This window comes from Pseudomonas sp. Au-Pse12 (assembly GCF_021341665.1).
Classification (GTDB): Bacteria; Pseudomonadota; Gammaproteobacteria; order Pseudomonadales; family Pseudomonadaceae; genus Aquipseudomonas.
Genome location: NZ_JAJTTH010000003.1, coordinates 474,365 through 500,464, shown reverse-complemented (window position 1 = coordinate 500,464; position 26,100 = coordinate 474,365). Strand labels below are relative to the sequence as shown.

Annotated in this window: 23 protein-coding genes; 14 read left to right on the top strand and 9 right to left on the bottom strand. The window is 64.0% G+C overall.

Translation table 11 applies throughout. The features are described from left to right. Nucleotides 1-53: 53 nt before the first annotated feature. The 7 genes from LXM55_RS10710 to gap form a co-directional block, all read right to left on the bottom strand. Nucleotides 54-455 (bottom strand): YbaN family protein, encoded by a 402-nt coding sequence (locus tag LXM55_RS10710; protein WP_233320345.1) that lies wholly within the window; start codon nt 453-455, stop codon nt 54-56. Nucleotides 456-563: 108 nt separating this feature from the next. After that, nucleotides 564-1,172 (bottom strand): biliverdin-producing heme oxygenase, encoded by a 609-nt coding sequence (locus LXM55_RS10705; protein ID WP_233320344.1) that lies wholly within the window; start codon nt 1,170-1,172, stop codon nt 564-566. A gap of 112 nt (nt 1,173-1,284) precedes the next feature. After that, the gene (locus LXM55_RS10700) at nt 1,285-3,891 is read right to left on the bottom strand and encodes a TonB-dependent receptor (RefSeq protein WP_233320343.1); all 2,607 of its coding nucleotides are present in this window, start codon (nt 3,889-3,891) and stop codon (nt 1,285-1,287) included. A 122-nt stretch (nt 3,892-4,013) separates the two neighbouring features. After that, nucleotides 4,014-4,982, bottom strand: a complete 969-nt coding sequence (locus tag LXM55_RS10695; RefSeq protein ID WP_233320342.1) for a FecR family protein — start codon at nt 4,980-4,982, stop codon at nt 4,014-4,016. Between the two features lie 113 nt (nt 4,983-5,095). Beyond that, the gene (locus LXM55_RS10690) at nt 5,096-5,614 is read right to left on the bottom strand and encodes an RNA polymerase sigma factor (RefSeq protein ID WP_233320341.1); all 519 of its coding nucleotides are present in this window, start codon (nt 5,612-5,614) and stop codon (nt 5,096-5,098) included. Between the two features lie 73 nt (nt 5,615-5,687). After that, the gene (locus LXM55_RS10685; protein ID WP_233320340.1) at nt 5,688-6,152 is read right to left on the bottom strand and encodes a methylglyoxal synthase; all 465 of its coding nucleotides are present in this window, start codon (nt 6,150-6,152) and stop codon (nt 5,688-5,690) included. A gap of 15 nt (nt 6,153-6,167) precedes the next feature. After that, a complete protein-coding gene (gene gap, locus LXM55_RS10680; protein ID WP_233320339.1) occupies nt 6,168-7,172 on the bottom strand; it encodes a type I glyceraldehyde-3-phosphate dehydrogenase in 1,005 nt (334 codons plus the stop codon). Nucleotides 7,173-7,394: 222 nt separating this feature from the next. On the opposite strand from gap, the gene edd reads away from it, so the two are divergent. The 11 genes from edd to LXM55_RS10625 all read left to right on the top strand — a co-directional run bounded on the left by edd (nt 7,395) and on the right by LXM55_RS10625 (nt 20,857). Next, the gene (gene edd, locus LXM55_RS10675; RefSeq protein ID WP_233320338.1) at nt 7,395-9,221 is read left to right on the top strand and encodes a phosphogluconate dehydratase; all 1,827 of its coding nucleotides are present in this window, start codon (nt 7,395-7,397) and stop codon (nt 9,219-9,221) included. Continuing rightward, on the top strand, nt 9,218-10,174 hold the full coding sequence (locus LXM55_RS10670) for a glucokinase (protein ID WP_233320337.1): 957 nt from the start codon (nt 9,218-9,220) through the stop codon (nt 10,172-10,174). The genes edd and LXM55_RS10670 overlap by 4 nt, the downstream gene beginning before the upstream one ends. A gap of 87 nt (nt 10,175-10,261) precedes the next feature. After that, nucleotides 10,262-10,993: a response regulator gene (locus tag LXM55_RS10665; protein ID WP_233320336.1), complete on the top strand. Its 732-nt coding sequence runs from the start codon at nt 10,262-10,264 to the stop codon at nt 10,991-10,993. Continuing rightward, nucleotides 10,983-12,452: an ATP-binding protein gene (locus LXM55_RS10660; RefSeq protein ID WP_267924240.1), complete on the top strand. Its 1,470-nt coding sequence runs from the start codon at nt 10,983-10,985 to the stop codon at nt 12,450-12,452. The genes LXM55_RS10665 and LXM55_RS10660 overlap by 11 nt, the downstream gene beginning before the upstream one ends. Before the next feature lie 215 nt (nt 12,453-12,667). Continuing rightward, a complete protein-coding gene (locus LXM55_RS10655) occupies nt 12,668-13,927 on the top strand; it encodes a D-mannose isomerase (RefSeq protein ID WP_233320335.1) in 1,260 nt (419 codons plus the stop codon). Nucleotides 13,928-14,043: 116 nt separating this feature from the next. Next, nucleotides 14,044-15,336, top strand: a complete 1,293-nt coding sequence (locus tag LXM55_RS10650) for an ABC transporter substrate-binding protein (RefSeq protein ID WP_060840680.1) — start codon at nt 14,044-14,046, stop codon at nt 15,334-15,336. Nucleotides 15,337-15,524: 188 nt separating this feature from the next. Beyond that, nucleotides 15,525-16,433, top strand: a complete 909-nt coding sequence (locus tag LXM55_RS10645) for a carbohydrate ABC transporter permease (RefSeq protein WP_060840679.1) — start codon at nt 15,525-15,527, stop codon at nt 16,431-16,433. Continuing rightward, entirely contained in the window at nt 16,426-17,271 is an 846-nt protein-coding gene (locus tag LXM55_RS10640) for a carbohydrate ABC transporter permease (RefSeq protein ID WP_047305723.1), read from the top strand. Before LXM55_RS10645 ends, LXM55_RS10640 begins: the two co-directional genes overlap by 8 nt. 3 nt (nt 17,272-17,274) lie before the next feature. Then, nucleotides 17,275-18,435: an ABC transporter ATP-binding protein gene (locus LXM55_RS10635; RefSeq protein ID WP_233320334.1), complete on the top strand. Its 1,161-nt coding sequence runs from the start codon at nt 17,275-17,277 to the stop codon at nt 18,433-18,435. A gap of 88 nt (nt 18,436-18,523) precedes the next feature. After that, nucleotides 18,524-19,873: a carbohydrate porin gene (locus LXM55_RS10630; protein WP_233320333.1), complete on the top strand. Its 1,350-nt coding sequence runs from the start codon at nt 18,524-18,526 to the stop codon at nt 19,871-19,873. Between the two features lie 129 nt (nt 19,874-20,002). Beyond that, on the top strand, nt 20,003-20,857 hold the full coding sequence (locus LXM55_RS10625) for a D-hexose-6-phosphate mutarotase (protein WP_233320332.1): 855 nt from the start codon (nt 20,003-20,005) through the stop codon (nt 20,855-20,857). Nucleotides 20,858-20,870: 13 nt separating this feature from the next. Here LXM55_RS10625 and LXM55_RS10620 read toward each other — a convergent pair whose 3' ends face one another. After that, a complete protein-coding gene (locus LXM55_RS10620) occupies nt 20,871-21,731 on the bottom strand; it encodes a MurR/RpiR family transcriptional regulator (protein WP_170001736.1) in 861 nt (286 codons plus the stop codon). A gap of 227 nt (nt 21,732-21,958) precedes the next feature. Here LXM55_RS10620 and zwf point away from each other — a divergent pair, with 227 nt between their 5' ends. The 3 genes from zwf to LXM55_RS10605 are packed head-to-tail and all read left to right on the top strand — an operon-like array spanning nt 21,959 to nt 24,811. Further along, nucleotides 21,959-23,428, top strand: a complete 1,470-nt coding sequence (gene zwf, locus LXM55_RS10615; protein WP_233320331.1) for a glucose-6-phosphate dehydrogenase — start codon at nt 21,959-21,961, stop codon at nt 23,426-23,428. Continuing rightward, nucleotides 23,415-24,128 (top strand): 6-phosphogluconolactonase, encoded by a 714-nt coding sequence (pgl, locus tag LXM55_RS10610; RefSeq protein ID WP_233320330.1) that lies wholly within the window; start codon nt 23,415-23,417, stop codon nt 24,126-24,128. Before zwf ends, pgl begins: the two co-directional genes overlap by 14 nt. 17 nt (nt 24,129-24,145) lie before the next feature. Then, nucleotides 24,146-24,811, top strand: a complete 666-nt coding sequence (locus LXM55_RS10605; RefSeq protein WP_233320329.1) for a bifunctional 4-hydroxy-2-oxoglutarate aldolase/2-dehydro-3-deoxy-phosphogluconate aldolase — start codon at nt 24,146-24,148, stop codon at nt 24,809-24,811. A 97-nt stretch (nt 24,812-24,908) separates the two neighbouring features. Here the strand turns inward: LXM55_RS10605 and LXM55_RS10600 are convergent, their stop codons facing one another. After that, on the bottom strand, nt 24,909-26,099 hold the full coding sequence (locus LXM55_RS10600) for an aminotransferase class V-fold PLP-dependent enzyme (RefSeq protein ID WP_233320328.1): 1,191 nt from the start codon (nt 26,097-26,099) through the stop codon (nt 24,909-24,911). Nucleotide 26,100 lies beyond the last annotated feature (1 nt).

Genomic DNA, 26,100 nt, shown 5'->3' with positions numbered 1-26,100 from the left:
TCCTTGACATATATGGCCTCGGGGGCGAGGGCATAGCCGCCAGAGAACGCCAATCAGGAGGTTTGCGGCAGGGCTTCGGGGCGCGACCAGATCCACAGGTTGCCCAGGGTCATGCCGGCGATGGCGGCATACATCGTCCAGTGATGGTTGAGCAGGGTCAGCATCAGCCCGGCGCACAGCAGCATGCTGACGGTGGCGCTGATCTTGGCCTTGCGGCTGACGATCCGGCCGTTGCGCCAGTTGCTCAGGATCGGCCCGAACAGGCGATGGTTCTCCATCCAGGCACTGAGCCGTGGCGAACTCTTGGTGGCGGCCCAGGCGGCCAGCAGGATGAACTCGGTGGTCGGCAGGCCGGGGACGACGATGGCGATCAGGCCGATGGCCAGGCTGATATAGGCCAGCGCGCCAAACAGCAGGCGGGAAATCTTCGACGAGGAGGGGCGAGTGGGGGTCATGGCTTCGATGATGAGGTAACGCGCCGTACGGCTCAATCCGGGAAGGGCGGTGGCCGACAAAATACCGCTGCGGGCCGCTGGCGCGCCAGCGGTCCGCAACTATAGAGGTCAGGCCGGTTGTGCGGCGCCGGAATAAGCCTGTTCCAGCAGCACGGTGAAGCGGTTGAAGGCATCCAGGGCGCCTTTTTCCGCCGCGGCTTCTTCTTCGGCAGTGAATGCCAGGCCGTCGAGGATACGGGTGAAGGTCTTCCAGCCTTCGGCACGGCCGCCTGCCGGTTCGCCCAGGTGACGGGCGCCGAAGGTTTCGCTCAGGCCCAGGCCCACGGCGCGCTTGATCAGGAACGCGGCGCCGAGCTTGGAGCCCTCGGAGACGAAGATCCAACCCAGGGCTTCGGCCTGGCTCGGGTTGCGCACTGCACCGGCCACCGGGCCCGGAACGGCGGTTTCCAGGTCGGCCAGGTCAGCCTTGGCCGCTTCGGCGCGGCAGCGCTCGGCCAGGTCCGGGACGATCTTGTTCAGCTCGGCATCGTTGTACAGCTCCACCAGTTCCGACTGGAACAGGTACTGGGCCACCACGAAACGGGCGAATGCACCTTGGGTTTCAAACGGCGCATGGGCCTTGACCAGGGCGTCGAGCTTGGCGTGCGGCTCGTGGGTGATCTGGTTCAGACGCTGGGAGCGCAGGGGGTGACGCTGGGAGGAATCCTGGGTGGTCATGCAGATGTCCTTGAGAATGAGAGGCACTTAGTGACTAGACGAACAAGAAGACGCGACACAGTAAAAAATCCTCACTGCCCGGGATGAAAAAGGGCAGCGAGGAGTTCAGGTGTCAGATATCCCACACCAGGTTGACCGAGAAGTTGCGGCCGGGCTGGGTCAGGCGGTCGAGGTTGGCGGGGTTGAGCATGCCGGCCTCGCCGACGCCGTCGTAGCCGCGTACGTCATCCCAGTTCCAGTATTTCTTGTCGGTCAGGTTGTACAGGCCGGCGTTCACGGTGACGTCATCGGTGACCTTGTAGAAACCGGTGAGGTCGAGGATGCCGAAGCCCGGGGTCTTGAACTGGCTGCTGCTGGTCAGGCCGTCCGGGGCCTTGAACGCGCTGTCATCGACCCGATCCTTGCGCTTGACCAGGGTCCAGCTGAGCAAGGTGCCGTACTTGTCCTGGTCGTAACCCAGGCCGAATACCGCCTTGAGCGGGTTGACGCTGTTGATCGGTTCACCGTTGTCGGCATTGCGGCCGTAGGCATACGCCACCGAACCCAGGGTGTAGAGGCCTTGCGGGGCACCTACCGCGTCCAGGTTCAGGCGGCCTTTGATCTCGGCGCCCTTGATGGTGGCGTGCTTGATGTTGGCGGTCTGGAACTTGATCTGGTTGTAGCCGGGGGCGATGGCGTCTTCGTCGATGAAATCGCGGTACTGGTTATAGAACACCGCCACATCGAAGTTGCCGTGCTCGAAGTTGCCGCGCAGGCCGGTTTCCCAGCTTTTGCTCTTCTCCGGCTTCAGATCCGGGTTGGGGGTGACCGAGTAACCGGCCCCTGGGTTTTCAAAGCGCCCGAACAGCGCCTTGGCGCTTGGCGTGCGGAAGCCTTCGGCGTACTGGCCGTACCAGGTGTATTGCTCGGTCAGGGCGTAGGTCAGGCCGAACTTGGGTGACAGGCGATGCCAGGTCTTTTCACTGGCATTGATTTCCGAGGCCTTGCCTCCGGCGGTGACGATGGTGTTGACGAACTCGTCGGTCACGTGGGGTTTGAGCCGGGTGTAGTCGTAGCGCAGGCTGGGCAGGAAGGTCCAATCGTTCCAGTGGATCTGGTCCTGGACGAACAGGCCGTAGGTGTTGATGGTCGGGTCCGGGAAATCGCTGGACTTGGGCACGCTGTCCGAAGGCATTGCACTGGGCGCGCCGATGGCTGAGCAGCGCGGGGCCACGTTCAGGCAGGTGGCTGTGCCATAGCGGTAGCCGGTCACTTTCTGTTGCTTGACCTGGGTGCCGTAGGTCAGCAGGTGCTCGGTGTCGGCGAGGCTGAACGCCTTGTCCAGTTGTGCATCGAAGACCCACTGCTTTTCCTGGTAGAGGGTGTCGCGGGTGCGCGCGACACGGCGTCCGGACTGATAGATCTCGTCGGCATGCTGGTCGGTCTTGGCGGTCTGGTAGTTCAGGCTCCACTTGAGTGTGTCCGCCAGGAGGCTGTCGAGGGCAACGCTGTGCTCCAGGCCGAAACGCTCGCGGGTGATGGTGTCGTTGGCGGTGCGGGCACGGTACAGGTTGCTGCCGGTGCCGTTGAAGAACAGGCCGCCGACCACGCTGCGCTGGTTGCTGTCGCGGTCGTCCTTGTATTTCTCGTAGGTGAGGCCCAGGCGCGAATCGTCGTTGTAGTCCCAGCCCAGCTTGGCCAGCACGCTGGTGGTGCGGACGGTCTCCGGGTTGGCTTCGGTCCGGTTCAGGCCGGTGCCGCCAGTGCTGCCGTAGGATTCGGTTTCGCGACCGTTGCGCTGGCTCAGGTGCAGCAAGCCATCGAATTCGCCACTGCGCCCGGCGAACGTGCCGGAGGTCAGCCAGCTGTTGTCGGAGGAGCTGTAGCCGCTTTTCAGGCGGGCGCCGAGATCCTTGCCGGGCTTGATGATGTCATCCGGGTCCAGGGTGAAATAGCTCACCGCGCCGCCGATGGCGTTGCTGCCGTACAGCGCCGAAGCGGGACCGCGGAGTATTTCCACGCGCTTGATGATTTCCGGGTCGACATAGTTGCGCTGGGTTTGCGCGTAGGGGCCGTTGAAGAAGCTGCTGGGCACTTCGACGCCATCGACCTGGGTCAGGATCCGGTCACCGTCGATGCCGCGGATGTTGTAGCCGCTGATGCCGCCGCCGCGCAGGCCCGCGCCGCCGACCGAGACACCCGGCTCATAGCGGGTCAGTTCGCGGATGTTGTTGACGTTCTGACGGTCGAGTTCTTCCCGGTTTTGCACGCTCACCGTGCTGGGCACCGAATTGACGTCCTGTTCCTGGCGTGTGGCGCTGATGGTCACCTGCTGCAGGCTCAGCACATTGGCGCCGCTGCGTTTCTCCAGAACGATGCTGTTGTTGCCCAGCTTGCGGTAGCTCAGCTGGGTGCCGACGAGCAGCCGCTCCAGGGCTTTTTCCGGGGGCAGCGAACCGCGCACGCCCGGTGACGAAACCCCGGTGCCCAGCTCGGCCGGTAGCCCTACTTGCCAGCCGGTGACCGCGGTAAAGGCATTGAGCGCCGATACCAGCGGTTGCTCGGCAATGGCGAAGTTGTAGTTGCCCATGCGCTGGCTGGAGGAGGCCGAGGCATCGGCGGCCATCACCGGCGCGGCTTGGGCGCCGGCCAGCAGGATGGCTGCGGTCAGCAGCGACAGGGTGCAGTTCTGCAGGCGGGCACAGGGAACAGAGGATCGGCTGTTGAGGCGAGGGGACATCGAGAGCGCTCCGGGTCGCACGAATCTTTTATAGGTGCAGATACGCATTCAAAAATGCGAATCAGTTGCATTGGCTATAACGAGACGTACGACCTGTGGCTATCGCGTAAAAATAATTGTTCTCAGTTGAGAATCACCAGCGCCGGGAACTCCGAGAGCCGCGCCGAGGTGATATGGGCCAGGGAGCGCACCACGTCCAGGGGTTGATCCAGGCGGTAATTGCCGGTGACCGCGAGCTTCGCCAACTGTGGGTTGTTGTTGACGATCCAGCCCGGGTAATAGCGCCGCAGTTCCGCCAGGACCTGGCTCATGGGGCAGTTCTCGAACACCAGGCGGCCCTGGACCCAGGCCAGTTCCTTGTCGGCATCGAGCTTGGCCGGACGCTCGAACCCCTGGGGCCCGACCCGCACGCTTTCCCCGGCGCTCAGGCGAATGCGCTGGTCGGCGTGGGTGGCGCGCAGATCGATGTCGCCGCGCTGCACCTGGACCTGGGCGATGCCGTCCAGGTAGCGCACGGCGAAGGCGGTGCCGGCCACGCTGGCCTTGACCGGGCCAGCGTCCAGCTCCAGGGGCAGGCCAGGGGGGCCGGGGACCTCGAAGAAGGCTTCGCCCTGGTACAGCCGCGCCACGCGCTGGTGATCGTTGATCTGGCTGGAGAATGCCGAGTTGGTGTTGAGCAGCACCTTGGAGCCGTCTTCCAGTTGCAGGCGCTGGCGTTCGCCGACCTGGGTCAGGTGGTCGGCCTGCAGGCGCAGCGGCAGGTTGCTGAAGCTGAACAGCCCCAGCAGCAGCACGGCCGCAGTGGCCAGGGGTTTCCAGTGCGGGCGCAGGCGCGCCAGGCGTGAAACTTTCGGTGGTGTCGCCAGGGTCAGCGCGCATTGCGCCACTTGCGCCCCGTCCCAGATCGCCCGGGCCTTTTCAAAGGCCTGGGCATTGAGCGGTGAGGCCGCCAGCCATTGATGAAACTGGCGCACTTGTTCCTCGTTCGGATGTTCCAGCTCGATCAGCCAATCCAGCGCCTGATCCATGGCAAGGGTGCTTGAGTGCGAGCCGGCAGGGGTGGGCGGCTCGGCGCTGTGAAAATCCGTCACGGGTGTTCCTCGGCTGCGTCTGTGCGCAGCTGTTTTTTCAAGAGAGAGCGAAAGCCGGCCAAGGTTAACAAAGGCCCGGGGCTGACGCAGTCATTCTGCTCAGCGGTCCTGACTCACTGGCCGTCGAGACGTTCGGCGACGCCGATGCAGATGGCCATGATCAGTTTCAATTCCTTTTGTACCGTGCTCAGCGAAACCCCGAGCTCGTCGGCGATCTCCTGATAGCTGTGGCCGTGCAAGCGGCTGAGGATGAAGATCTGCTGCTGGCGCGGGCTGAGCTGGCCGAGGCTGAGGTTCAGGCGTTCGAGCAGTTGCTCGGCGTGGGCGGCGTCTTCGGCGCTGCTGACGGGCGCGGCGATGTTCTCCACCACCTCGGCAGGCACGTCTTCGAGCAGGGTGCGGCCCTGAATGCGCCGGGCCCGCAGATGGTCGAGGGCGAGGTTGCGCGCGGTCTGGAAGACGAAGGGTTCGAGGTGAGTGATCGGTCGCTCGCTGAGGGCCCGGGTCACGCGCAGGTAGGTTTCCTGCAGTAGGTCTTCGGCGGTGCTGTGGTTGTTGACCATCCGCTCCAGCGTTCGTAGCAGAGAAATGCGTTGGGTGAGGAAGACGTGGTTGAAGTGCGATTGACTCACAGCAAGGCCTGATCCATTTTTTCAGCAGATGATAATGATTGTCATCTGCGTCAATGGTCAAGCCTTGCGTGAATTATCCTCGGCCGGCCAGGTAGGCCGGGTAGTCGGGAATCCGGTGCTCGTGGGCCTGGTTCATCAGCGGGCTGCTGAGCAGGTAGTCGGCGCTGCATTCATTGCAGGCCACCGCAATGTTCCACACCGCCGCCACGCGCAGCAGGGCCTTGATGTCCGGGTCGTGGGGCTGGGGCTCGAAGGGGTCCCAGAAGAACACCAGCAGGTCGACCCGCTGTTCGGCGATCTGCGCTCCCAGTTGCTGATCGCCGCCCAAAGGGCCGCTGATCATGCTTTCCACCGGCAGCCCCAGGCGTTTGCTCAGCAGCAGCCCGGTGGTGCCGGTGGCGACCAGTTGATGTTCGGCCAGCCGTGACTTCTGCCGCTCGGCCCAGTCCAGCAGAAAGGCTTTGCAATGGTCATGCGCGACCAGGGCGATGCGCTTGCGCGCCGCCACGGTCTTTTGCGTGAAACTGATACCGATCATCGACGACTGTCCGTTTTATTCCGCGTTGCACAGGGCCAGACAGTTATCCAGCATGCGGTTGGAGAAGCCCCACTCGTTGTCGTACCAGGCCAGCACCTTGAGCAAGCGCCCGCCGCTGACCTTGGTGTGGTTGGCGTCGAAGATCGACGACAGCGGGTTGTGGTTGAAGTCGCTGGAGACCAGCGGCAGGGTGTTGTAGCCGAGGATCGTCGAGTGCTGGCTGGCGCTCTTGAGCAGGGCGTTGACCTCTTCGGCGGTGGTGTCGCGCTTGAGGGTCACGGTCAGGTCCACCAGGGATACGTTGATCACCGGCACGCGCACCGCCATGCCGGTCAGCTTGCCGGCCAGTTCCGGCAATACCAGGCCCACCGCCTCGGCGGCGCCGGTCTTGCTCGGGATCATGTTCTGGGTGGCCGAACGGGCGCGGTACGGGTCGCTGTGATAGACGTCGGTCAGGTTCTGGTCGTTGGTGTAGGCGTGGATGGTGGTCATCAGGCCGTTGTCGATGCCCAGCTCGCGGTGCAGCACCTGAGCTACCGGGGCCAGGCAGTTGGTGGTGCACGACGCGTTGGAGATGATCTGGTGCGACTGGCGCAGGATGTCGTGGTTGACCCCGTAGACCACGGTGGCATCGGCGCCCTTGGCCGGGGCCGAGATGATCACCTTGCGGGCGCCGGCAGTAAGATGGGCGGCGGCCTTGGCGCGGTCGGTGAACAGGCCGGTGCATTCGAACACCACGTCGATCTTTTCCGCGGCCCAAGGCAGTTCGGCCGGGTTGCGGATGGCGCTGACGGCGATGCGGTCGCCGTTGACCGTCAGGCTTTCCTGGTCATGCTGGACTTCGGCATCGAAAGTGCCGTGCACGGTGTCGTATTTCAGCAGGTGGGCATTGATCGCGCTGTCCCCCAGATCGTTGATGGCGACGATCTGCAGATCCTGACGATAGCCTTGGGTATAGAGTGCGCGCAGGACGTTACGGCCAATACGGCCAAAACCATTGATTGCGATTCGAAGAGTCATGTGCAAACGCCTGTCGTTGAATTTGTTGTTGGAATTACAAGATTATTCGCATAGAAATAGAAAACAAGCCTTTTTAGTGGCAATATTTTGTCTTATCTACAACGAGTGACCTGAATCAACTGGTCCAAATGGTCAGAAACTCCTCCGCTGTCTCTGAGTGGCGGTGCGTCTGATCAGCATAGACAAACAGGTCGCCACATCCGTTAGCCTGGAGTTCTACACATGCATCCCCGCGTTCTTGAGGTCACCGAACGGCTTATTGCCCGCAGTCGCGCCACTCGCCAGGCCTATCTTGCGCTGATCCGCGATGCCGCCAGTGATGGCCCGCAACGCGGCAAGCTGCAATGTGCGAACTTCGCCCACGGCGTGGCCGGTTGTGGCGCCGACGACAAGCACAGCCTGCGGATGATGAACGCGGCCAACGTGGCAATTGTTTCGTCATATAACGACATGTTGTCCGCGCACCAGCCTTACGAGGTGTTCCCCGAGCAGATCAAGCGCGCCTTGCGCGAAATCGGCTCGGTGGGCCAGTTCGCCGGTGGCACCCCGGCCATGTGCGATGGCGTGACCCAGGGCGAGGCCGGCATGGAACTGAGCCTGCCGAGCCGCGAGGTGATCGCCTTGTCCACAGCAGTGGCCTTGTCCCACAACATGTTCGACGCCGCGCTGATGCTGGGGATCTGCGACAAGATCGTCCCGGGGCTGATGATGGGCGCTCTGCGCTTCGGTCACTTGCCGACCCTCTTCGTTCCGGGCGGGCCGATGGTGTCGGGGATCTCCAACAAGCAGAAGGCCGATGTGCGCCAGCGTTACGCCGAAGGCAAGGCCAGCCGCGAGGAGTTGCTGGAGTCGGAAATGAAGTCCTACCACAGCCCCGGCACCTGCACCTTCTACGGCACCGCCAACACCAACCAGCTGCTGATGGAGGTCATGGGCCTGCACCTGCCGGGCGCCTCCTTCGTCAACCCCAATACGCCGCTGCGCGACGCCCTGACCCATGAAGCCGCGCAGCAGGTCACGCGCCTGACCAAGCAGAGCGGCAACTTCATGCCGATCGGCGAGATCGTCGACGAGCGCGTGCTGGTCAACTCCATCGTCGCCCTGCACGCCACCGGCGGTTCCACCAACCACACCCTGCACATGCCGGCCATTGCCCAGGCGGCGGGCATCCAGCTGACCTGGCAGGACATGGCCGACCTGTCCGAGGTGGTGCCGACCCTGTCGCACGTCTATCCCAACGGTAAGGCCGACATCAACCACTTCCAGGCGGCGGGCGGCATGTCGTTCCTGATCCGTGAGCTGCTGGAAGCCGGCCTGCTCCACGAGGACGTCAACACCGTGGCCGGCCGCGGCCTGCGCCGCTACACCCAGGAGCCGTTCCTCGACAACGGCAAGCTGGTGTGGCGCGACGGCCCGATCGAAAGCCTCGACGAAAACATCCTGCGGCCGGTGGCCCGGGCGTTTTCCCCGGAAGGCGGCTTGCGGGTCATGGAAGGCAACCTCGGTCGCGGGGTGATGAAAGTGTCCGCGGTGGCCCCGGAGCACCAGATCGTCGAAGCCCCGGCCGTGGTGTTCCAGGACCAGCAGGACCTGGCCGATGCGTTCAAGGCCGGCCTGCTGGAGAAAGATTTCGTCGCGGTGATGCGCTTCCAGGGCCCGCGTTCCAATGGCATGCCCGAACTGCACAAGATGACCCCATTCCTCGGGGTGCTGCAGGACCGGGGGTTCAAGGTGGCGCTGGTCACCGATGGGCGCATGTCCGGCGCTTCGGGCAAGATCCCGGCGGCCATTCACGTCAGCCCCGAAGCTCAGGTGGGTGGCGCCCTGGCGCGGGTCGTGGACGGCGATATCATTCGCGTGGATGGCGTCAAGGGCACGCTGGAGCTTAAGGTGGACGCCGCCGAATTTGCCGCCCGTGAACCGGCCAAGGGCCTGCTGGGCAACAACGTCGGCACCGGCCGCGAACTCTTCGCGTTCATGCGCATGGCCTTCAGCTCGGCGGAGCAGGGCGCCAGCGCCTTTACCTCTGCCCTGGAGACACTCAAGTGAAACTGGCCCTGGTCGGTGATATCGGTGGCACCAACGCGCGCTTTGCGTTGTGGAAAGACCAACAGCTGGAGGCGATCGAAGTCCACGCGACGGCGGACTACCGCTGCCCGGAAGACGCCATCAAGGCCTACCTGCGTGCCCAGGGCCTGGCCCTGGGCGCCATCGGTTCGGTGTGCCTGTCGGTGGCCGGCCCGGTCAGTGGCGACGAATTTCGTTTCACCAACAACCATTGGCGCCTGAGCCGACAGGCCTTCTGCCAGACGCTGCAGGTGGACCAACTGCTGCTGGTCAATGACTTCTCGGCCATGGCCCTGGGCATGACCCGCCTGCAACCCGGCGAGTTTCGCGTGGTCTGCGAGGGCGTTGCCGAACCCCAGCGTCCGGCGGTGGTGATCGGCCCGGGCACGGGCTTGGGCGTGGGCACCCTGCTGAATTTCGGCGATGGCCGCTACCTGGCCTTGCCGGGGGAGGGAGGCCATGTCGACCTGCCCCTGAGCAGCACTCGGGAAACCCAACTGTGGCAGCACATCCACGATGAGATTGGCCATGTCAGCGCCGAGACCGCCCTCAGCGGTGGCGGCCTGCCCCGGGTGTACCGGGCGATCTGCGCGGTGGACGGTCATGAACCGTGCCTCGACACCCCCGAAGCCATCACCGCGGCCGGCCTGGCCGGCGACCCGATTGCCCGTGAAGTGCTGGAGCAGTTCAGCTGCTGGCTGGGCCGGGTGGCGGGCAACAACGTGCTGACCACCGGTGGTCGGGGCGGGGTGTACATCGTCGGTGGCGTGATTCCACGCTTTGCCGACTTCTTCATCCACAGCGGCTTTGCCAAGAGCTTTGCCGACAAGGGCTGCATGAGCGATTACTTCAAGGGCATCCCGGTGTGGCTGGTGACCGCGCCCTATTCCGGGCTGACCGGTGCCGGCGTGGCCCTGGAGCAGGCCCAGGGCTGACACCGAGCAGCAGGGCGTACAGGCCGTAACAGGCCTCCCGCCATCAGGCATAATCGCGCTCCCTGCCTAACAATAAGGACGGCCCCGGTGAGTTCAGTCAGTAAGTCGATTTTGTTGGTTGACGATGATCAGGAAATTCGCGAGCTGCTGGAAACCTACCTCAGCCGCTGCGGCTTCCAGGTGCGCAGCACCGCGGACGGGGCCGGTTTTCGCCAGGCCCTGAACGAGGCGCCCAGTGACCTGGTGATCCTCGACGTGATGCTGCCCGATGAAGACGGCTTCAGCCTGTGCCGCTGGATCCGCCAGCACGCCAAGCGCAGCCAGGTGCCGATCATCATGCTCACCGCCAGCTCCGACGAGGCCGACCGGGTCATCGGCCTGGAGCTGGGCGCCGACGACTACCTGGGCAAGCCCTTCAGCCCCCGGGAGTTGCAGGCACGGATCAAGGCCTTGTTGCGGCGCGTGCAGTTCGCCCAGGAGCGGGTCGCGGGTGACGTGCTGTGCTTCGACGAATGGCGCCTGGATGTGATCAGCCACCGGCTGTTTCACAACGACGGCGAGGAAGTGATTCTCTCCGGCGCCGACTTCGCCCTGCTCAAGCTGTTTCTTGACCACCCCCAGGAAATCCTCGACCGCGACACCATCGGCAACGCCACTCGCGGCCGCGACCTGATGCCCCTGGATCGCATCGTCGACATGGCGGTCAGCCGCCTGCGCCAACGCCTGCGGGACACGGAAAAGCCGCCGCGGCTGATCCGCACCGTGCGTGGCAGCGGCTATCAGCTGGCAGCCAATGTGGTTGCCGGCAATGCTCACTGAGGCGTTACGCAGGCTGCTCCGGCGCTTGCCGGTGCCGCGCTCGCTGTTGGGGCGCATGCTGCTCCTGACCCTGTTGGCGGTGCTGTTCGCCCAGGCGCTGTCCAGCGTGATCTGGGTCTCGCAGTTGCGCGCCACCCAGCTCGAAGGCCTGGTGACCAGCGCCCGCAGCCTGGCCCATTCGATGACCGCCAGCGTCAGCTACCTGCGTTCGTTGCCGGTGGCGTACCGGCCCCTGGTGCTCGACCAGTTGCGCAGCATGGGCGGCACCCGCTTTGTCGTGACCCTCAATGACAAACCCCTGGGCATGCAGGTACTGCCCGCCACCCCACGCAAAGAAGCCGTGCTACACGCGGTGGAACAGGTGCTGCGCCAGTCCCTGGGCAATGACGCGGACATTTCCGTGACCTTTGTCAGCCCCGATGACCTGCGGATCTTCAATGGCGGCCTCAAGCTCGATGAATTGCCCCGCTCCTGGGCCCATTACGCCCTGACCCTGGAACCGGTGAACCCGCCGGTGCTGGTGACCCAGATCCAGATGGCCCCAGGGGAATGGCTGTACATCGCCTCGCTGCTGCCCGAGCCCTACACCAGCCTCGAAGAACAGGGCCTGCCGGCGCAGCAGGTGTGGTTCATCCTGCTCACCAGCGGGTTTTTGCTGCTGTTCATCGGCCTCTTGGTGCACTGGCAGAGCCGGCCCCTCAAGCGCCTGGCCCGGGCCGCGCGGGACATGTCCCTGGGCGCCGACGTCGAGCCGGTGGCGGAGGGCGGTGGCAGTGAAGTGGTGGAAGTGGGGCGGGCCTTCAACAGCATGCGCGAACGCATCAGCCGCTACCTGACCGAGCGCAGCCAGCTGTTCAGTGCCATTTCCCACGACCTGCGCACCCCCATCACCCGCCTGCGCCTGCGGGTCGAGCTGCTGGAAGACGAGCAACTGCAAGCCAAGTTCGGCCGCGACCTGGACGAGCTGGAACTGCTGGTCAAGGGCGCGTTGCAGTGCGTCAAGGACACCGACATCCACGAGAACATCGAGCCAGTGGACCTCAACCAGGTGCTCGATTGCCTGGTGGAGCCTTACCTGGCGCCCCACGGCAACGGCCGGGTGACCCAGCAGGGGCGGGCGCTGGCCAGCTACCCGGGCAAGCCCCTGGCGCTCAAGCGCTGCATGGGCAACCTGATCGACAACGCCCTGAAGTACGGGCAGAACGCCCACTTGCACATCGAAGACGACGACAGCGGCTTTGTCCTGCATGTCGACGACGAAGGCCCGGGCGTACCGGAGCAGCGCCTGGAGCAGGTGTTCGAGCCGCACTTCCGCCTGGCCGGCCAGCAGCAGGGCTACGGCCTGGGCCTGGGCATCGCGCGCAACATCGCCCACAGCCATGGCGGCGAAGTCAGCCTGCAGAACCTGCGCGAAGGCGGCCTGCGCGTGACCCTGTACCTGCCCCGGACCTTCGACTGATGTCGGCGTGAGACTGGCTTGCGTAGGCGCTGGCGTGCCAGCGAAGGCGTCTTCAAGAGCACTACGGGATTCAAGGGCCGCGACGCCGGCAAGCCGGCTCCTGCAGTGCAGCGCAATGTCACCAGGCGGTGACATTGCGCGGGCTCTTCGTTACCTGCGGTTGCGGGCGGCTTGATTAGACTCAGGCCTTCGATAAAAACAACAACAGGTCACCCATGGACGCTCTTTCCCTGCCATTGGGCAGCTGGCTGAATGCACCTGCACATCAGGCCTGGCTCGCCGCCGAAGGCCTGCGCCTGCTGGATTTCGCCAAGGCTTCACGGCTCGCCGAAGGCTTCGGCAACCTCGATGCCCAGGGCCGCCTGCCCGAAGGCGCCCTGGCCGAAACCATGAACACCGCGCGCATGACCCACAGCTTTGCCATGGCGCATGCCCAGGGCCTGCCCGGCTATGCCGGGCTGGTGGATCACGGTATCGCCGCGCTCATGGGGCCGTTGCGCGATGCCGAGCACGGCGGCTGGTTCGCGGTTGCCGGGCAGGCGGATGGCAACAGCACCAAGGCCGCCTACCTGCACGCCTTTGTCGCCCTGGCCGCCAGCTCCGCGGTGGTCGCGCAGCGGCCGGGTGCCCAGGCCCTGCTTGAGGAAGCGATCCGAATCATCGACGGGCATTTCTGGAGCGAGGAGGAGGGCGCCATGCTCGAGTCCTTCAATCGCAACTGGAGCGAGCTGGAAGCCTATCGCGGCGCCAACAGCAACATGCACGCCACCGAGGCCTTCCTGGCCCTGGCCGATGTCACCCAGGACCCGCGCTGGCTCAACCGCGCCCTGCGCATCGTCGAGCGGGTGATCCATCAGCACGCCGCCGCCAACGACTTCATGGTGATCGAGCATTTCGACTGTGGCTGGCAGCCCTTGCGCGACTACAACCGGGCCTTTCCCGCCGATGGTTTCCGGCCCTTCGGCACCACGCCGGGCCACGGCTTCGAATGGGCACGCCTGCTCTTGCACCTGGAGGCGTCGCGCGGCCTGGCCGGGATGCTGACCCCGGGCTGGCTGGCGCTGGATGCGCAACGCCTGTTCGCGAGTAACTGCCGCCACGGCTGGGACGTGGATGGCGCGCCGGGCATTGTCTACACCCTGGACTGGGACAATCGGCCGGTGGTGCGCCAGCGCCTGCACTGGACTCACGCCGAGGCCAGCGCCGCCGCCAGCGCCTTGCTCAAGCGCACCGGCGAGCAGCAGTACGAGGTCTGGTACCGGCGTTTCTGGGAGTTCTGCGAAGCGCATTTCATCGATCGCCAGCAGGGCAGTTGGCATCACGAACTGGGCCGCGACAATCGCCCGGCCGCCGAGATCTGGGGCGGCAAGCCGGACCTCTATCACGCCTGGCAGGCGGTGCTGATTCCGCGCCTGCCGCTGGCGCCGAGCCTGGCTTCGGCCTTGGCCCAGGCGTCTGTTCCGGGCCTTGTGTAACCATGTCGTGACATTTCACCGTCGCTTCGTTACCCGAACGTTCGACTAGGCTGTTTAGACTCGTGTGCAGCGCAAGCACCAGACTTGCATGCATAACAACAAGAAAGGTACTTCAGATGAATGCGATTTCTCGCCTCGCCACTGTCATTTCCCTTGCCTCTCTGTTTCCCCTGAGTGCCCTCGCCGCCGACTCCAAAGGTTCCGTGGAAGTTGTCCACTGGTGGACTTCGGGTGGTGAAAAAGCGGCCGTCGATGTGCTCAAGGCGCAAGTGGAAAAAGACGGCTTCACCTGGAAGGACGGTGCCGTGGCCGGCGGTGGCGGCTCCACCGCGATGACCGTGCTGAAAAGCCGCGCCGTGGCCGGCAACCCGCCGGGCGTGGCGCAGATCAAGGGCCCGGACATCCAGGAATGGGGCAGCACCGGCCTGCTCAGCACCGACACCCTCAAGGACGTGGCCAAGGCGGAAAACTGGGACGGCCTGCTCTCGTCCAAGGTGGCCAACACCGTCAAGTACGAAGGTGACTACGTCGCCGTGCCGGTGAACATCCACCGGGTCAACTGGCTGTGGATCAACCCGCAAGTGTTCAAGAAGGCCGGGATCGACAAGGCCCCGACCACCCTCGAAGAATTCTACGCCGCCGGCGACAAGCTCAAGGCCGCGGGCTTCATTGCCCTGGCCCACGGCGGCCAGCCGTGGCAGGACAGCACCGTGTTCGAAGACGTGGTGCTCTCGGTCATGGGCCCTGAAGGCTACAAGAAAGCCTTGGTGGACCTGGACCAGAAAACCCTCGCCGGTCCGGAAATGGTCAAGGCCTTCGCCGAGCTGAAGAAGATCACCGGCTACATGGACCCCAACCGCGCCGGGCGTGACTGGAACATCGCCGCGGCCGACGTGATCGGCGGCAAGGCCGGCATGCAGATGATGGGCGACTGGGCCAAGAGTGAGTGGACCGCGGCGAAGAAAATCGCCGGCAAGGACTACCAGTGCGTGCCGTTCCCGGGCACCGACAAGGCCTTCACCTACAACATCGACTCCCTGGCGGTGTTCAAGCTCAAGGCCGATCGCAAGGGTGACATCGCCGCTCAGCAGGACCTGGCCAAGGTGGCCCTGGGCAAGGACTTCCAGAAGGTCTTCAGCATCAACAAGGGTTCGATCCCGGTGCGCACCGACATGCTCAATGACATGAGCGCCGAGGGCTTCGACTCCTGTGCCCAGGCGTCGGCCAAGGACTTCCTGGCGGACGAGAAGACCGGCGGCCTGCAGCCGAGCATGGCGCACAACATGGCCACCTCCCTGGCGGTGCAGGGCGCGATCTTCGACGTGGTCACCAACTTCATGAACGACAAGGATGCGGACCCGGCCAAGGCCAGTGCGCAACTGGCCTCGGCGGTCAAGGCCGCGCAGTAAGGTCCGGCGCCGCAGGTTCGCCTGCGGCGATTTATCTGACGATGCTTCCCCCCCTTCTGTAGGAGCGAGCGTGCTCGCGATGACGGCCTGACATTCACCCTGGATGTCGACGGTTGGATCGCTATCGCGAGCAAGCTCGCTCCTACAGAGGGCGCGTCGGACTTCATTCCTTCAACTGGATTATCCCGATGAGCTCTGTGGCGGTTTTCAGCAAGGCCTCACCCCTGGACGCATTGCAGCGCTGGCTGCCCAAGCTGGTGCTGGCGCCCAGCATGGTGATCGTGCTGGTGGGGTTCTACGGTTACATCATCTGGACGTTCATTCTGTCCTTTACCAATTCCAGCTTCATGCCGAGCTACAAGTGGGTCGGCCTGCAGCAGTACCTGCGGCTGATGGACAACGACCGCTGGTGGGTGGCGAGCAAGAACCTCGCGCTGTTCGGCGGCATGTTCATCGCCATCAGCCTGGTGCTGGGGGTGTTCCTCGCGGTGCTGCTGGACCAGCGCATCCGCAAGGAAGGCTTCATTCGCACCGTGTACCTGTACCCCATGGCACTGTCGATGATCGTCACCGGCACCGCCTGGAAGTGGCTGCTCAACCCCGGCCTGGGCCTGGACAAGATGCTCCGCGACTGGGGCTGGGAAGGCTTTCGCCTGGACTGGCTGGTGGATCAGGACCGGGTGGTCTACTGCCTGGTGATTGCCGCCGTGTGGCAGGCCTCGGGCTTTGTCATGGCGATGTTCCTCGCCGGCTTGCGCGGTGTTGACCAGTCGATCATCCGCGCCGCCCAGGTGGACGGCGCGAGCCTGCCGACCATCTACCTGAAGATCGTTCTGCCGAGCCTGCGCCCGGTGTTCTTCAGCGCCTTCATGATCCTCGCCCACATCGCCATCAAGAGCTTCGACCTGGTGGCAGCGATGACTGCGGGCGGCCCGGGCTACTCCTCCGACCTGCCGGCGATGTTCATGTATTCCTTCACCTTCAGCCGGGGCCAGATGGGCATCGGCTCGGCCAGCGCCATGCTGATGCTCGGTGCCGTGCTGACCATCCTGGTGCCGTACCTGTACTCCGAACTGCGAGGCAAGCGTCATGACTAACTCCCTCGCCAAGCCGACCCTGAACTTCAGTCGGATCGCCATCTACGCCACCTTGCTGCTGGCGGCGGCGGTGTACTTGATTCCCCTGGTGGTGATGCTGCTGACCAGCTTCAAGACCCCCGAAGACATCCGCACCGGCAACCTGCTGAGCTGGCCCCAGGTGGTGGACGGCATCGGCTGGATCAAGGCCTGGGACACCGTGGGCGGCTACTTCTGGAACTCGGTGAAGATCACCGTGCCGGCGGTGCTGATCTCCACGTTCATTGGTGCAATGAACGGCTACGTGCTGTCGATGTGGCGCTTTCGCGGCTCCCAGCTGTTCTTCGGCCTGCTGCTGTTCGGCTGCTTCCTGCCGTTCCAGACCGTGCTGCTGCCGGCCTCGTTCACCCTCGGCAAGTTCGGCCTGGCCAACACCACCACCGGCCTGGTGCTGGTGCACGTGGTCTACGGCCTGGCCTTCACCACGCTGTTTTTCCGCAACTACTACGTGAGCATTCCCGATGCCCTGGTCAAGGCGGCGCGCCTGGACGGCGCCGGGTTCTTCACCATCTTCGGCAAGATCCTGCTGCCGATGTCGGTGCCGATCATCATGGTCTGCCTGATCTGGCAGTTCACCCAGATCTGGAACGACTTCCTCTTCGGCGTGGTGTTTGCCAGCGGCGACGCACAACCGATCACCGTGGCCCTGAACAACCTGGTCAACACCAGCACCGGGGCCAAGGAATACAACGTTGATATGGCGGCGGCGATGATCGCCGGGCTGCCGACACTGCTGGTCTACATCTTCGCCGGCAAGTATTTCCTGCGCGGGCTGACGTCCGGCGCGGTCAAGGGGTAAAGCATGGCAACTCTCGAATTACGCAACGTCAACAAGACCTACGGTGCCGGGCTGCCGGACACCCTGAAGAACATCGAGCTGAAGATCGACGACGGTGAGTTCCTGATCCTCGTCGGCCCGTCCGGCTGCGGCAAATCCACCCTGATGAACTGCATCGCCGGGCTGGAGCACATCAGTGGCGGGGCGATCCTGGTGGACGATGCCGACATCAGTGGCATGAGCCCCAAGGACCGTGACATTGCCATGGTGTTCCAGTCCTACGCGCTGTACCCGACCATGAGCGTGCGCGACAACATCGCCTTCGGCCTGAAGATCCGCAAGATGCCCACCGCCGAGATCGACGCGGAAGTGGCGCGGGTGGCCAAGCTGCTGCAGATCGAGCACCTGCTGACCCGCAAACCGGGCCAGCTTTCCGGTGGCCAGCAGCAGCGGGTGGCTATGGGCCGGGCCCTGGCGCGGCGGCCGAAGATCTACCTGTTCGACGAACCGTTGTCCAACCTCGACGCCAAGCTGCGGGTCGAGATGCGCACTGAAATGAAACTGATGCACCAGCGCCTGAAGACCACCACGGTCTACGTCACCCACGACCAGATCGAAGCCATGACCCTGGGCGACAAGGTGGCGGTGATGAAGGATGGGATCATCCAGCAGTTCGGCACGCCGAAGCAGATCTACAACGACCCGGCCAACCTGTTCGTGGCGAGCTTCATCGGTTCGCCGCCGATGAACTTCATTCCCCTGCGCCTGCAACGCAAGGACGGCCGCCTGCTGGCCCTGCTGGACAGTGGCCAGGCCCGTTGCGAGCTGCCCCTGGGGCCGCAGGACGCCGGGCTGGAAGACCGCGAGGTGATCCTCGGCATCCGTCCGGAGCAGATTGCCCTGGCCTCGGGCGAGGCCAACGGCCTGCCGACTATTCGCGCCGAAGTCCAGGTGGTCGAGCCCACCGGCCCAGACACCCTGGTGTTCGTCACCCTCAATGGCACCAAGGTCTGCTGCCGCCTGGCGCCGGACCAGGCGCCCGAGGCCGGGGAAAGCCTGACCCTGCAGTTCGATCCGGCCCGGGTGCTGCTGTTCGATGCCCAGAGTGGCGAGCGGCTGGGAGTGGCCGGCGTACCGGCTCCCGAGGCGCGCAGTGGCAATGTGGCGCAGTTCAAGGGGCGTTGAATGCGTGACGGATGGCCTGTCATCCGTCGCACCCGCTGTAAACCGCGTTGGATAAATCGTTAATAACAATAAAGACGAGGATGTAGGGATGAAAAAGCAACACAGCAATACTCGGGTGCTCTGCCAGTTGTCGGCGGTAGCGGCCCTGGCCCTGTCCGCCAATGCCATGGCCGACGAGGCGTTCAGCGCCGACTCCAAATGGATGACCGGTGACTGGGGCGGTGAGCGCACCAAGCTGATCGAGCAGGGGATCGACATCAAGGCCGACTACGTCGGGGAAATGGGCGCCAACCTGCGTGGCGGCTACAACGACGACAAGACCGGGCGCTACAGCGACCAGTTCGGCCTCGGCGTGGCCTTCGATCTGCAGAAACTGCTGGGCTGGGACAACACCCAGGCCAAGATCCAGCTGACCAACCGCAACGGCCAGAACATCTCCAATGACCGCATCGGCGACCCGCGTGCCGGCACCCTGAGTTCCTCCCAGGAAGTCTACGGCCGTGGCCACATGGTTCGCTTGACCCAGTTGTGGGTCCAGCACCAGTTCCTCGACGGCAAGCTGGACGTCAAGGCCGGTTACTTCGGCGAGGGCGAAGACTTCAACACCTTCCCCTGCGAATTCCAGAACCTGGCTTTCTGCGGCTCCCAGGTGGGCAACTGGGCCACCGGAATCTGGTACAACTGGCCGGTCAGCCAGGCGGCGTTGCGCGTCAAGTACCACATCACCCCGGAGCTGTATGCGCAGATCGGCGCCTACAACCAGAACCCCTCGCAGCTGGAGCACGGCAATGGCTTCAAGCTCAGCGGCAGCGGCACCAAGGGCACGGTATTGCCGGTGGAGCTGGTCTGGTCGCCCAAGCTCAATAGTCTGCCGGGCGAATACCGCGTCGGTTACTACAAGAGCACGGCCGAGGCCAATGATGTGCGCAAGGACGTCAACGGTCAGGACGCCGCGGACACGGGCGATGCCTATCGCGTGCACAACAGCAAGCACGGCTACTGGTTCGTCGGGCAGCAGCAACTCACCACGCACAACGGTGACGCTTCCCGTGGCCTGAACATCGCCGCCAACGCCACCTTCCACGACAAGGACACCAACGTCGTCGACAACTACCAGTCGCTGATGTTCGTCTACAAGGGCCCGTTCGACGCCCGTCCGAAAGATGACGTCGGCATCGGTTTCGCGCGTATCCACGTCAACGACGATGTGCGCAAGAACGCCCAGTTGATCAACGAGGACAACGGCATCAGCAACTACGACAACCCGCTGTACATGCCGCTGCGCGACACGGAATACAACTACGAGATCAACTACGGTTTCCACGTGACCAACTGGCTGACCGTGCGCCCCAACCTGCAATACATCACCCATCCGGGCGGTGTGGATGAAGTGGATAACGCGTTGGTGGCCGGTCTGAAAATTCAGTCGGTGTTCTAAGGCTGTTGCGATAAGCTCCTCCTCTATGTGCGCATTTTGCGGATGGCCCAGGCTGTCCGATTTTTTTTGTGGGGCAGGCGCAGCCCCTCATGAATATCGAGACAGCAGTGATTTTCAGGACCGCGGCCCATGCATGAGCATCCGCTACAACGCTTTTTCAAATCCTTGCGCGAACGCCCGGTGTTCGCCTGGGAGCGCTATCAGATGCGTGATGTGCTGGTGATCGATCACCCCCTGTGCCAGGCGGTGTTCAGTCGCCAGGGCGCCCAGTTGCTGCACTTCCAGCCGGCCGGGCAGAAGCCCTGGTTGTGGTGTGCCTCGAAGTGGCCGCAGGTAGGGGCGATCCGTGGCGGTGTGCCGGTGTGCTGGCCCTGGTATGGCCGTCACCCCAGCGAGAATGCCTGGCCGTCCCACGGCTGGGCGCGGTTGCTGGACTGGAAGCTGCTGGACAGCAGCAGCGACGAGGAGGGCGTGCGCCTGCACTGGCAATTGCAGTTGTGCGACTGGAAGGTCGACCTGCATGCGCACCTGGGCCAGAGCATGGACCTGCGCCTGAGTACCGAGCATCAGGACACTGAACCCTGCCAGTTGAGCCAGGCTTTGCACGCCTACTGGCGTATTGGCGACGTTGGTGAGGTAGCGCTGTCTGGGCTCGATGGCGCCCAGGGTTACGACCAGTTGAATCGCCAGGCCTGCCAGCAGCAGGGCGAGTTGCGGGTCGAGGGCGGTTGCCAGCGGGTGTTCCAGCACGAAGGCGAATTGCAGCTCAAGGATCACGCCTGGCAGCGCGAGCTGTGCATCGATACCGGTGACGATGCCGACACCGTGGTCTGGCATCCGGGCAGCCGGCCGCTGCTGGGGGTGAGCTGGAATGAGGTGTCGCGGTTTGTCTGCGTCGAAGCGGCTGCCGGGGGCACCGACAGCCTGTGCCTGGCGCCGGGGGAGCAGGCGCACCTGAGCCTGCAGGCGCGCGCTGCGGTGTAGGCGTCGGCTTGCCTCAGTTGAACTCGTCGCCCACCGGGTAGCGGCTGGCGTTGAGGCTTTCCTTGATCTTGCGCAGGTGCGGCTGGAAGTCCACGCCACGGCGCAGGGTCATGCCGGTGGCCAGCACGTCGAGCACGGTGAGCTGGATGATCCGCGAGGTCATCGGCATGTAGATGTCGGTGTCTTCCGGCAGCGGGATGTTCAGGCTCAGGGTGCTGGCCTTGGCCAGGGGCGAGTTTTCCGCGGTCAGCCCCAGCACCGACGCGCCGTTTTCTCGGGCAATGCGCGCCACTTCCACCAGTTCGCGGGTGCGGCCGGTGTAGGAAATGATCACGAACAATTCGCCGGTGTGGGCCACCGAGGCGATCATGCGCTGCATCAGCACGTCGGCATGGGCGGTGACGGCCAGGTTGAAGCGGAAAAACTTGTGCAGCGCATCCATGGCCACCGGGGCCGAGGCGCCGAGGCCGAAGAAGTGGATCTGCCGGGCCTGGATCAACAGGTCGACGGCCTTGCTGATCAGGTTCGGGTCCAGGGCCTGGCAGGCGCTGTCCAGGGAGGCGATGGCGCTGCCGAAGATTTTTTGCGTGTAGGCTTCGGGGTTGTCGTCGGCCTCGACCGCGCGGCTGACGTACGCGGCGCCGCTGGCCAGGCTCTGGGCCAGTTGCAGCTTGAGTTCCGGGTAGCCGCTGACACCGAAGGAGCGGCAGAAGCGATTGACCGTCGGCTCGCTGACCGAGGCGGCCTGGGCCAGCGCTGCGATGCTGAAGCGGGTCGCCTGCTGCGGGTTGAGCAGGATGACTTCGGCGACTTTGCGTTCCGCCTTGTTCAATTCTTCAAGGCGGTTCTGGATCTGCTCCAGAAGGTTTCGCACTCGGTCCATTAACGTTTCCTAGATCGGCTAGACAGGCGTGGCGGGCAGAGCCACGACAAGCGCCTGCAATGCGAAGTTGAGAGGTGGCCTATCCTACTGATGGCCTGGATCGACCACCACCTGGAATCTGTATTTTGTAAAAATGTTGTGTTTATTACTACATTTTTCCTTGAGTGATGCCTTGAAAAAAGGTATTTGTAGCTTAACTTGATAAAAGAACAAACATCATGCCTTCGATAACGGTTGAACCCTGCACCTTTGCCTTGTTCGGCGCGCTGGGCGATCTGGCGCTGCGTAAGCTGTTTCCTGCCTTGTACCAACTTGATGCCGCCGGCTTGTTGCACGATGACACGCGGATTCTGGCCCTGGCCCGCGAGCCGGGCAGCGAGCAAGAGCACCTGACCAATATCGAAACCGAGTTGCACAAGTATGTCGGCGACAAGGACATCGATCCCGACGTTGTGCAGCGTTTCCTCGCCCGCTTGAGCTACCTGCATGTGGACTTCCTCAAGTCCGAGGACTACATCGCCCTGGCCGAACGTGCTGGCAGCGAACAGCGGCTGATTGCCTACTTCGCCACTCCGGCCGCGGTCTATGGCGCGATCTGCGAGAACCTGTCCAAGGTCGGGCTCAACCAGCACACCCGCGTGGTCCTGGAAAAGCCCATCGGTTCGGACCTGGATTCCTCGCGCAAGGTCAACGACGCGGTGGCGCAGTTCTTCCCGGAAAACCGCATCTACCGGATCGACCACTACCTGGGCAAAGAGACGGTACAGAACCTGATCGCCCTGCGTTTCGCCAACAGCCTGTTCGAAACCCAGTGGAACCAGAATTATATCTCCCACGTGGAAATCACCGTGGCCGAGAAGGTCGGCATCGAAGGCCGCTGGGGCTATTTCGACAAGGCCGGCCAACTGCGGGACATGATCCAGAACCACTTGCTGCAACTGCTCTGCCTGATCGCCATGGACCCGCCGGCCGACCTCTCCGCCGACAGCATCCGCGACGAGAAGGTCAAGGTGCTCAAGGCCCTGGCGCCCATCAGCCCGGAAGGCCTGACCACCCAGGTGGTGCGCGGCCAGTACATTGCCGGCCACAGCGAGGGCCAGTCGGTGCCGGGTTACCTGGAGGAAGAGAACTCCAACACCCAGAGCGACACCGAAACCTTCGTCGCCCTGCGCGCCGATATTCGCAACTGGCGTTGGGCCGGGGTGCCGTTCTACCTGCGCACCGGCAAGCGCATGCCGCAGAAACTGTCGCAGATCGTCATCCACTTCAAGGAACCGTCGCACTACATCTTCGCCCCCGAGCAGCGCCTGCAGATCAGCAACAAGCTGATCATTCGCCTGCAGCCGGACGAAGGCATTTCGTTGCGGGTGATGACCAAGGAGCAGGGCCTGGACAAGGGCATGCAGCTGCGCAGCGGTCCGTTGCAGCTGAATTTTTCCGACACCTATCGCAGCGCGCGGATCCCCGATGCCTACGAGCGGTTGTTGCTGGAAGTGATGCGCGGCAATCAGAACCTGTTTGTGCGCAAAGATGAAATCGAAGCCGCGTGGAAGTGGTGTGACCAGTTGATCGCCGGCTGGAAGAAGTCCGGTGATGCGCCCAAGCCCTACGCGGCCGGGTCCTGGGGGCCGATGAGTTCCATTGCACTGATCACGCGGGACGGGAGGTCTTGGTATGGCGATATCTGATTTGCAACTGCCCACGGGTGTGCGCGCCCACGAATTCCGCAGCCCGACGCTGCTGGCTGAAGGCCAGGCGCTGATGGTTGCCGAGCTGCTGCGCGAGGCCATCGCGGCTCGTGGCCAGGCGACCCTGGTGGTGTCCGGCGGGCGCAGCCCGGTGGCATTCTTCCAGGCCCTGGTGAAGCAGCAGTTGGACTGGTCCAAGGTGCTGGTCAGCCTGGCGGACGAGCGCTGGGTGCCGGTGGAGCATGCCGACAGCAACGCCGGTCTGCTCAAGCGCTACCTGCTCCAGGGGCCGGTGGCCAAGGCGCGTTTCCTCGGCCTCTACAGTGCAGCGGCCAATCTTGAAGAGGCGGCGCAGCAAGCGGACAGCCTGCTGGCCGAACTGCCGGGCATCGATGTGCTGGTGCTGGGCATGGGCGATGACGGGCACACCGCGTCGCTGTTCCCCAACAGCCCGAACCTGGCCGAGGCGCTAGACAGCAACGGCACTCGTCGCTGCTGGCCGATGCTGGCGCCAAGCGTGCCGCATCAGCGCCTGAGCATGAGCCGGGCCTTGCTGGCGTCGGCCCGCCACCGCCTGTTGTCGATTTCCGGTCAGTCCAAGCTGACCACCCTGAGCGCTGCACTGGCTGGTGACGCTGTCGCCGAAATGCCGATTCGCGCCTTCCTGCAAACCCCGTTAGAGATTTACTGGTGCCCATGAGCCAAGGATCAGCCGCTATGACAAAACTCGCCCCGACCGTTTCCATGGCGGACAAAGTTGCCCTGATCGACAGTCTCTGCGCCAAGGCGCGGATTCTGCCGGTGATCACCATCGCCCGTGAACAGGATGTGCTGCCACTGGCCGATGCCCTGGCCGCCGGCGGCCTGACGGCCCTGGAAGTGACCCTGCGTTCGCAGTTCGGCCTCAGGGCGATCCAGATCCTGCGTGAGCAGCGCCCGGAGCTGGTGACCGGCGCCGGTACCGTGCTCGACCCGCAGATGCTCGCCGCGGCGGAGGCGGCAGGCTCGCAGTTCATCGTCACCCCGGGGATTACCCGTGACCTGCTGCAAGCCAGCGTGGCCAGCCCGATCCCGCTGTTGCCGGGGATCAGCAACGCCTCCGGGATCATGGAGGGTTATGCCCTGGGCTACCGCCGCTTCAAGCTGTTCCCGGCGGAAGTCAGCGGTGGCGTGGCGGCGATCAAGGCGCTGGGCGGGCCGTTCGGCGAAGTTAAGTTTTGCCCGACCGGCGGCGTCGGCCCGGCCAACATCAAGAGCTACATGGCCTTGAAGAATGTGATGTGCGTGGGCGGTAGCTGGATGCTTGACCCCGAGTGGATCAAGAACGGCGACTGGGCGCGGATTCAAGAGTGCACGGCCGAGGCCCTGTCGCTGCTGGACTGAAGTTTTTACCCGATTCGTTGGTGTGTTCTACGGCTTTACGGTGCGCTTGGTCGGCGCACCGTTTTTTTTTGCCTGGAAAACAGCGTCGATGGCGGGGTTAGCGGGTGGCCAGTTCGCTCAGGGCCTCGATCAGGCGCTGCATGTGCTCAAGCGGTGTCGTCAGCCCCGGGGTGATGCGGATGCAGGTGCCGAACCCGGCACCGTTGCGGGCCACGGTGAACAGTTGGTAGTCCTCTAGCAGGCGATCCACCAGGGCTTGCTGATGCGGATGGCGGGTGAAGCGCAAGGCACTGATGGCGCAGCACAGGCGCGGGTCCCGCGGAGTCATGACTTCGATTCCCGGACGTTCGCGGACCGCTTCGCTCCAGGTTTCCCGCAGGTAGTTCAGGCGTGCTCCCTTGGCGGCGGCGCCGCCCATGGCCCGGTGTTCTTCCAGCACCTGGGGCAGGGTCATCAGGGCGGGAATGTTCGGTGTGCTGTAGGGCGTGCGGGCGCGCACGTCATCGCTTGGAAAGTGGAACTCGCCCATGTCCGGGTCGATGTCTTCCAGGCGTTCCGGGTGGATGTACAACAAGCCCAGGCTCAGCGGGGCGCCGATCCATTTATGCAGATTGAAACCGGCAAAGACGATGCCCAGCTCGGCCAGGTCGAAGTCGATCTGGCCCAGGGCGTGGGCGCCGTCGAGGATGATATCGACACCATGGTCCCGGGCTGCGGCGGCAATCGCCTGGACCGGCATCACCAGGCCACTGCGGTGGGTGACATAGGTCAGGGGCATCAGCTTGAGCCGTGGATAACGTTCGAAAGCGCTTTTGTAGGTGCTGACAAGGCTGTCAAAACTGGCAGGATGCTGATGCACGATTTCCACAACGTCGACCCCACGCTGACGGGCCAGCCAGCGCACGGCGCCTTTGACCGTGTCGTATTCCAGGTCGCTGAGCAGTACCTGGTCGCCGGGCTGCAGGCGGTTGTAGTTGCGAATCAGCGATTGCAGGGCGTCGGAGGCGCAGCGGGTCAGGGCCACGGCGTTTTCCGGCGCCTGCAGCAGTGCCGCCAGCTGGCGGCGGATCTGCAGCGCGTCGATTTGTTCGAAACGCTGGCGGACCAGCACCGAGTTGCTGCGGTTCACCCACTGGATGTTGTGCTGGTACGCCTCGGCCACGGTGCGGGTCATGCGCCCGAAGTAGCCGTTTTCCAGGTTGATCGGGCCTGGCTCGATATCGAATTGGCGGGCGATGCCTTGCCAGTGCTCTTCGTCGCGGGCAAGTGTGGCGGCAGTCCTTGGCATG

What these genes read in the sequence shown, in the direction of transcription:
- LXM55_RS10605 (WP_233320329.1), top strand. Translation starts at nt 24,146, where the DNA reads ATGACAAAACTCGCCCCGACCGTTTCCATGGCGGACAAAGTTGCCCTG.
- LXM55_RS10660 (WP_267924240.1), top strand. Translation starts at nt 10,983, where the DNA reads ATGCTCACTGAGGCGTTACGCAGGCTGCTCCGGCGCTTGCCGGTGCCG.
- LXM55_RS10650 (WP_060840680.1), top strand. Translation starts at nt 14,044, where the DNA reads ATGAATGCGATTTCTCGCCTCGCCACTGTCATTTCCCTTGCCTCTCTG.
- LXM55_RS10685 (WP_233320340.1), bottom strand. Translation starts at nt 6,152, where the DNA reads ATGATCGGTATCAGTTTCACGCAAAAGACCGTGGCGGCGCGCAAGCGC.
- pgl (WP_233320330.1), top strand. Translation starts at nt 23,415, where the DNA reads ATGGCGATATCTGATTTGCAACTGCCCACGGGTGTGCGCGCCCACGAA.
- LXM55_RS10710 (WP_233320345.1), bottom strand. Translation starts at nt 455, where the DNA reads ATGACCCCCACTCGCCCCTCCTCGTCGAAGATTTCCCGCCTGCTGTTT.
- zwf (WP_233320331.1), top strand. Translation starts at nt 21,959, where the DNA reads ATGCCTTCGATAACGGTTGAACCCTGCACCTTTGCCTTGTTCGGCGCG.
- LXM55_RS10600 (WP_233320328.1), bottom strand. Translation starts at nt 26,099, where the DNA reads ATGCCAAGGACTGCCGCCACACTTGCCCGCGACGAAGAGCACTGGCAA.
- LXM55_RS10635 (WP_233320334.1), top strand. Translation starts at nt 17,275, where the DNA reads ATGGCAACTCTCGAATTACGCAACGTCAACAAGACCTACGGTGCCGGG.
- LXM55_RS10645 (WP_060840679.1), top strand. Translation starts at nt 15,525, where the DNA reads ATGAGCTCTGTGGCGGTTTTCAGCAAGGCCTCACCCCTGGACGCATTG.
- edd (WP_233320338.1), top strand. Translation starts at nt 7,395, where the DNA reads ATGCATCCCCGCGTTCTTGAGGTCACCGAACGGCTTATTGCCCGCAGT.
- LXM55_RS10700 (WP_233320343.1), bottom strand. Translation starts at nt 3,891, where the DNA reads ATGTCCCCTCGCCTCAACAGCCGATCCTCTGTTCCCTGTGCCCGCCTG.
- gap (WP_233320339.1), bottom strand. Translation starts at nt 7,172, where the DNA reads ATGACTCTTCGAATCGCAATCAATGGTTTTGGCCGTATTGGCCGTAAC.
- LXM55_RS10655 (WP_233320335.1), top strand. Translation starts at nt 12,668, where the DNA reads ATGGACGCTCTTTCCCTGCCATTGGGCAGCTGGCTGAATGCACCTGCA.
- LXM55_RS10640 (WP_047305723.1), top strand. Translation starts at nt 16,426, where the DNA reads ATGACTAACTCCCTCGCCAAGCCGACCCTGAACTTCAGTCGGATCGCC.
- LXM55_RS10630 (WP_233320333.1), top strand. Translation starts at nt 18,524, where the DNA reads ATGAAAAAGCAACACAGCAATACTCGGGTGCTCTGCCAGTTGTCGGCG.
- LXM55_RS10705 (WP_233320344.1), bottom strand. Translation starts at nt 1,172, where the DNA reads ATGACCACCCAGGATTCCTCCCAGCGTCACCCCCTGCGCTCCCAGCGT.
- LXM55_RS10625 (WP_233320332.1), top strand. Translation starts at nt 20,003, where the DNA reads ATGCATGAGCATCCGCTACAACGCTTTTTCAAATCCTTGCGCGAACGC.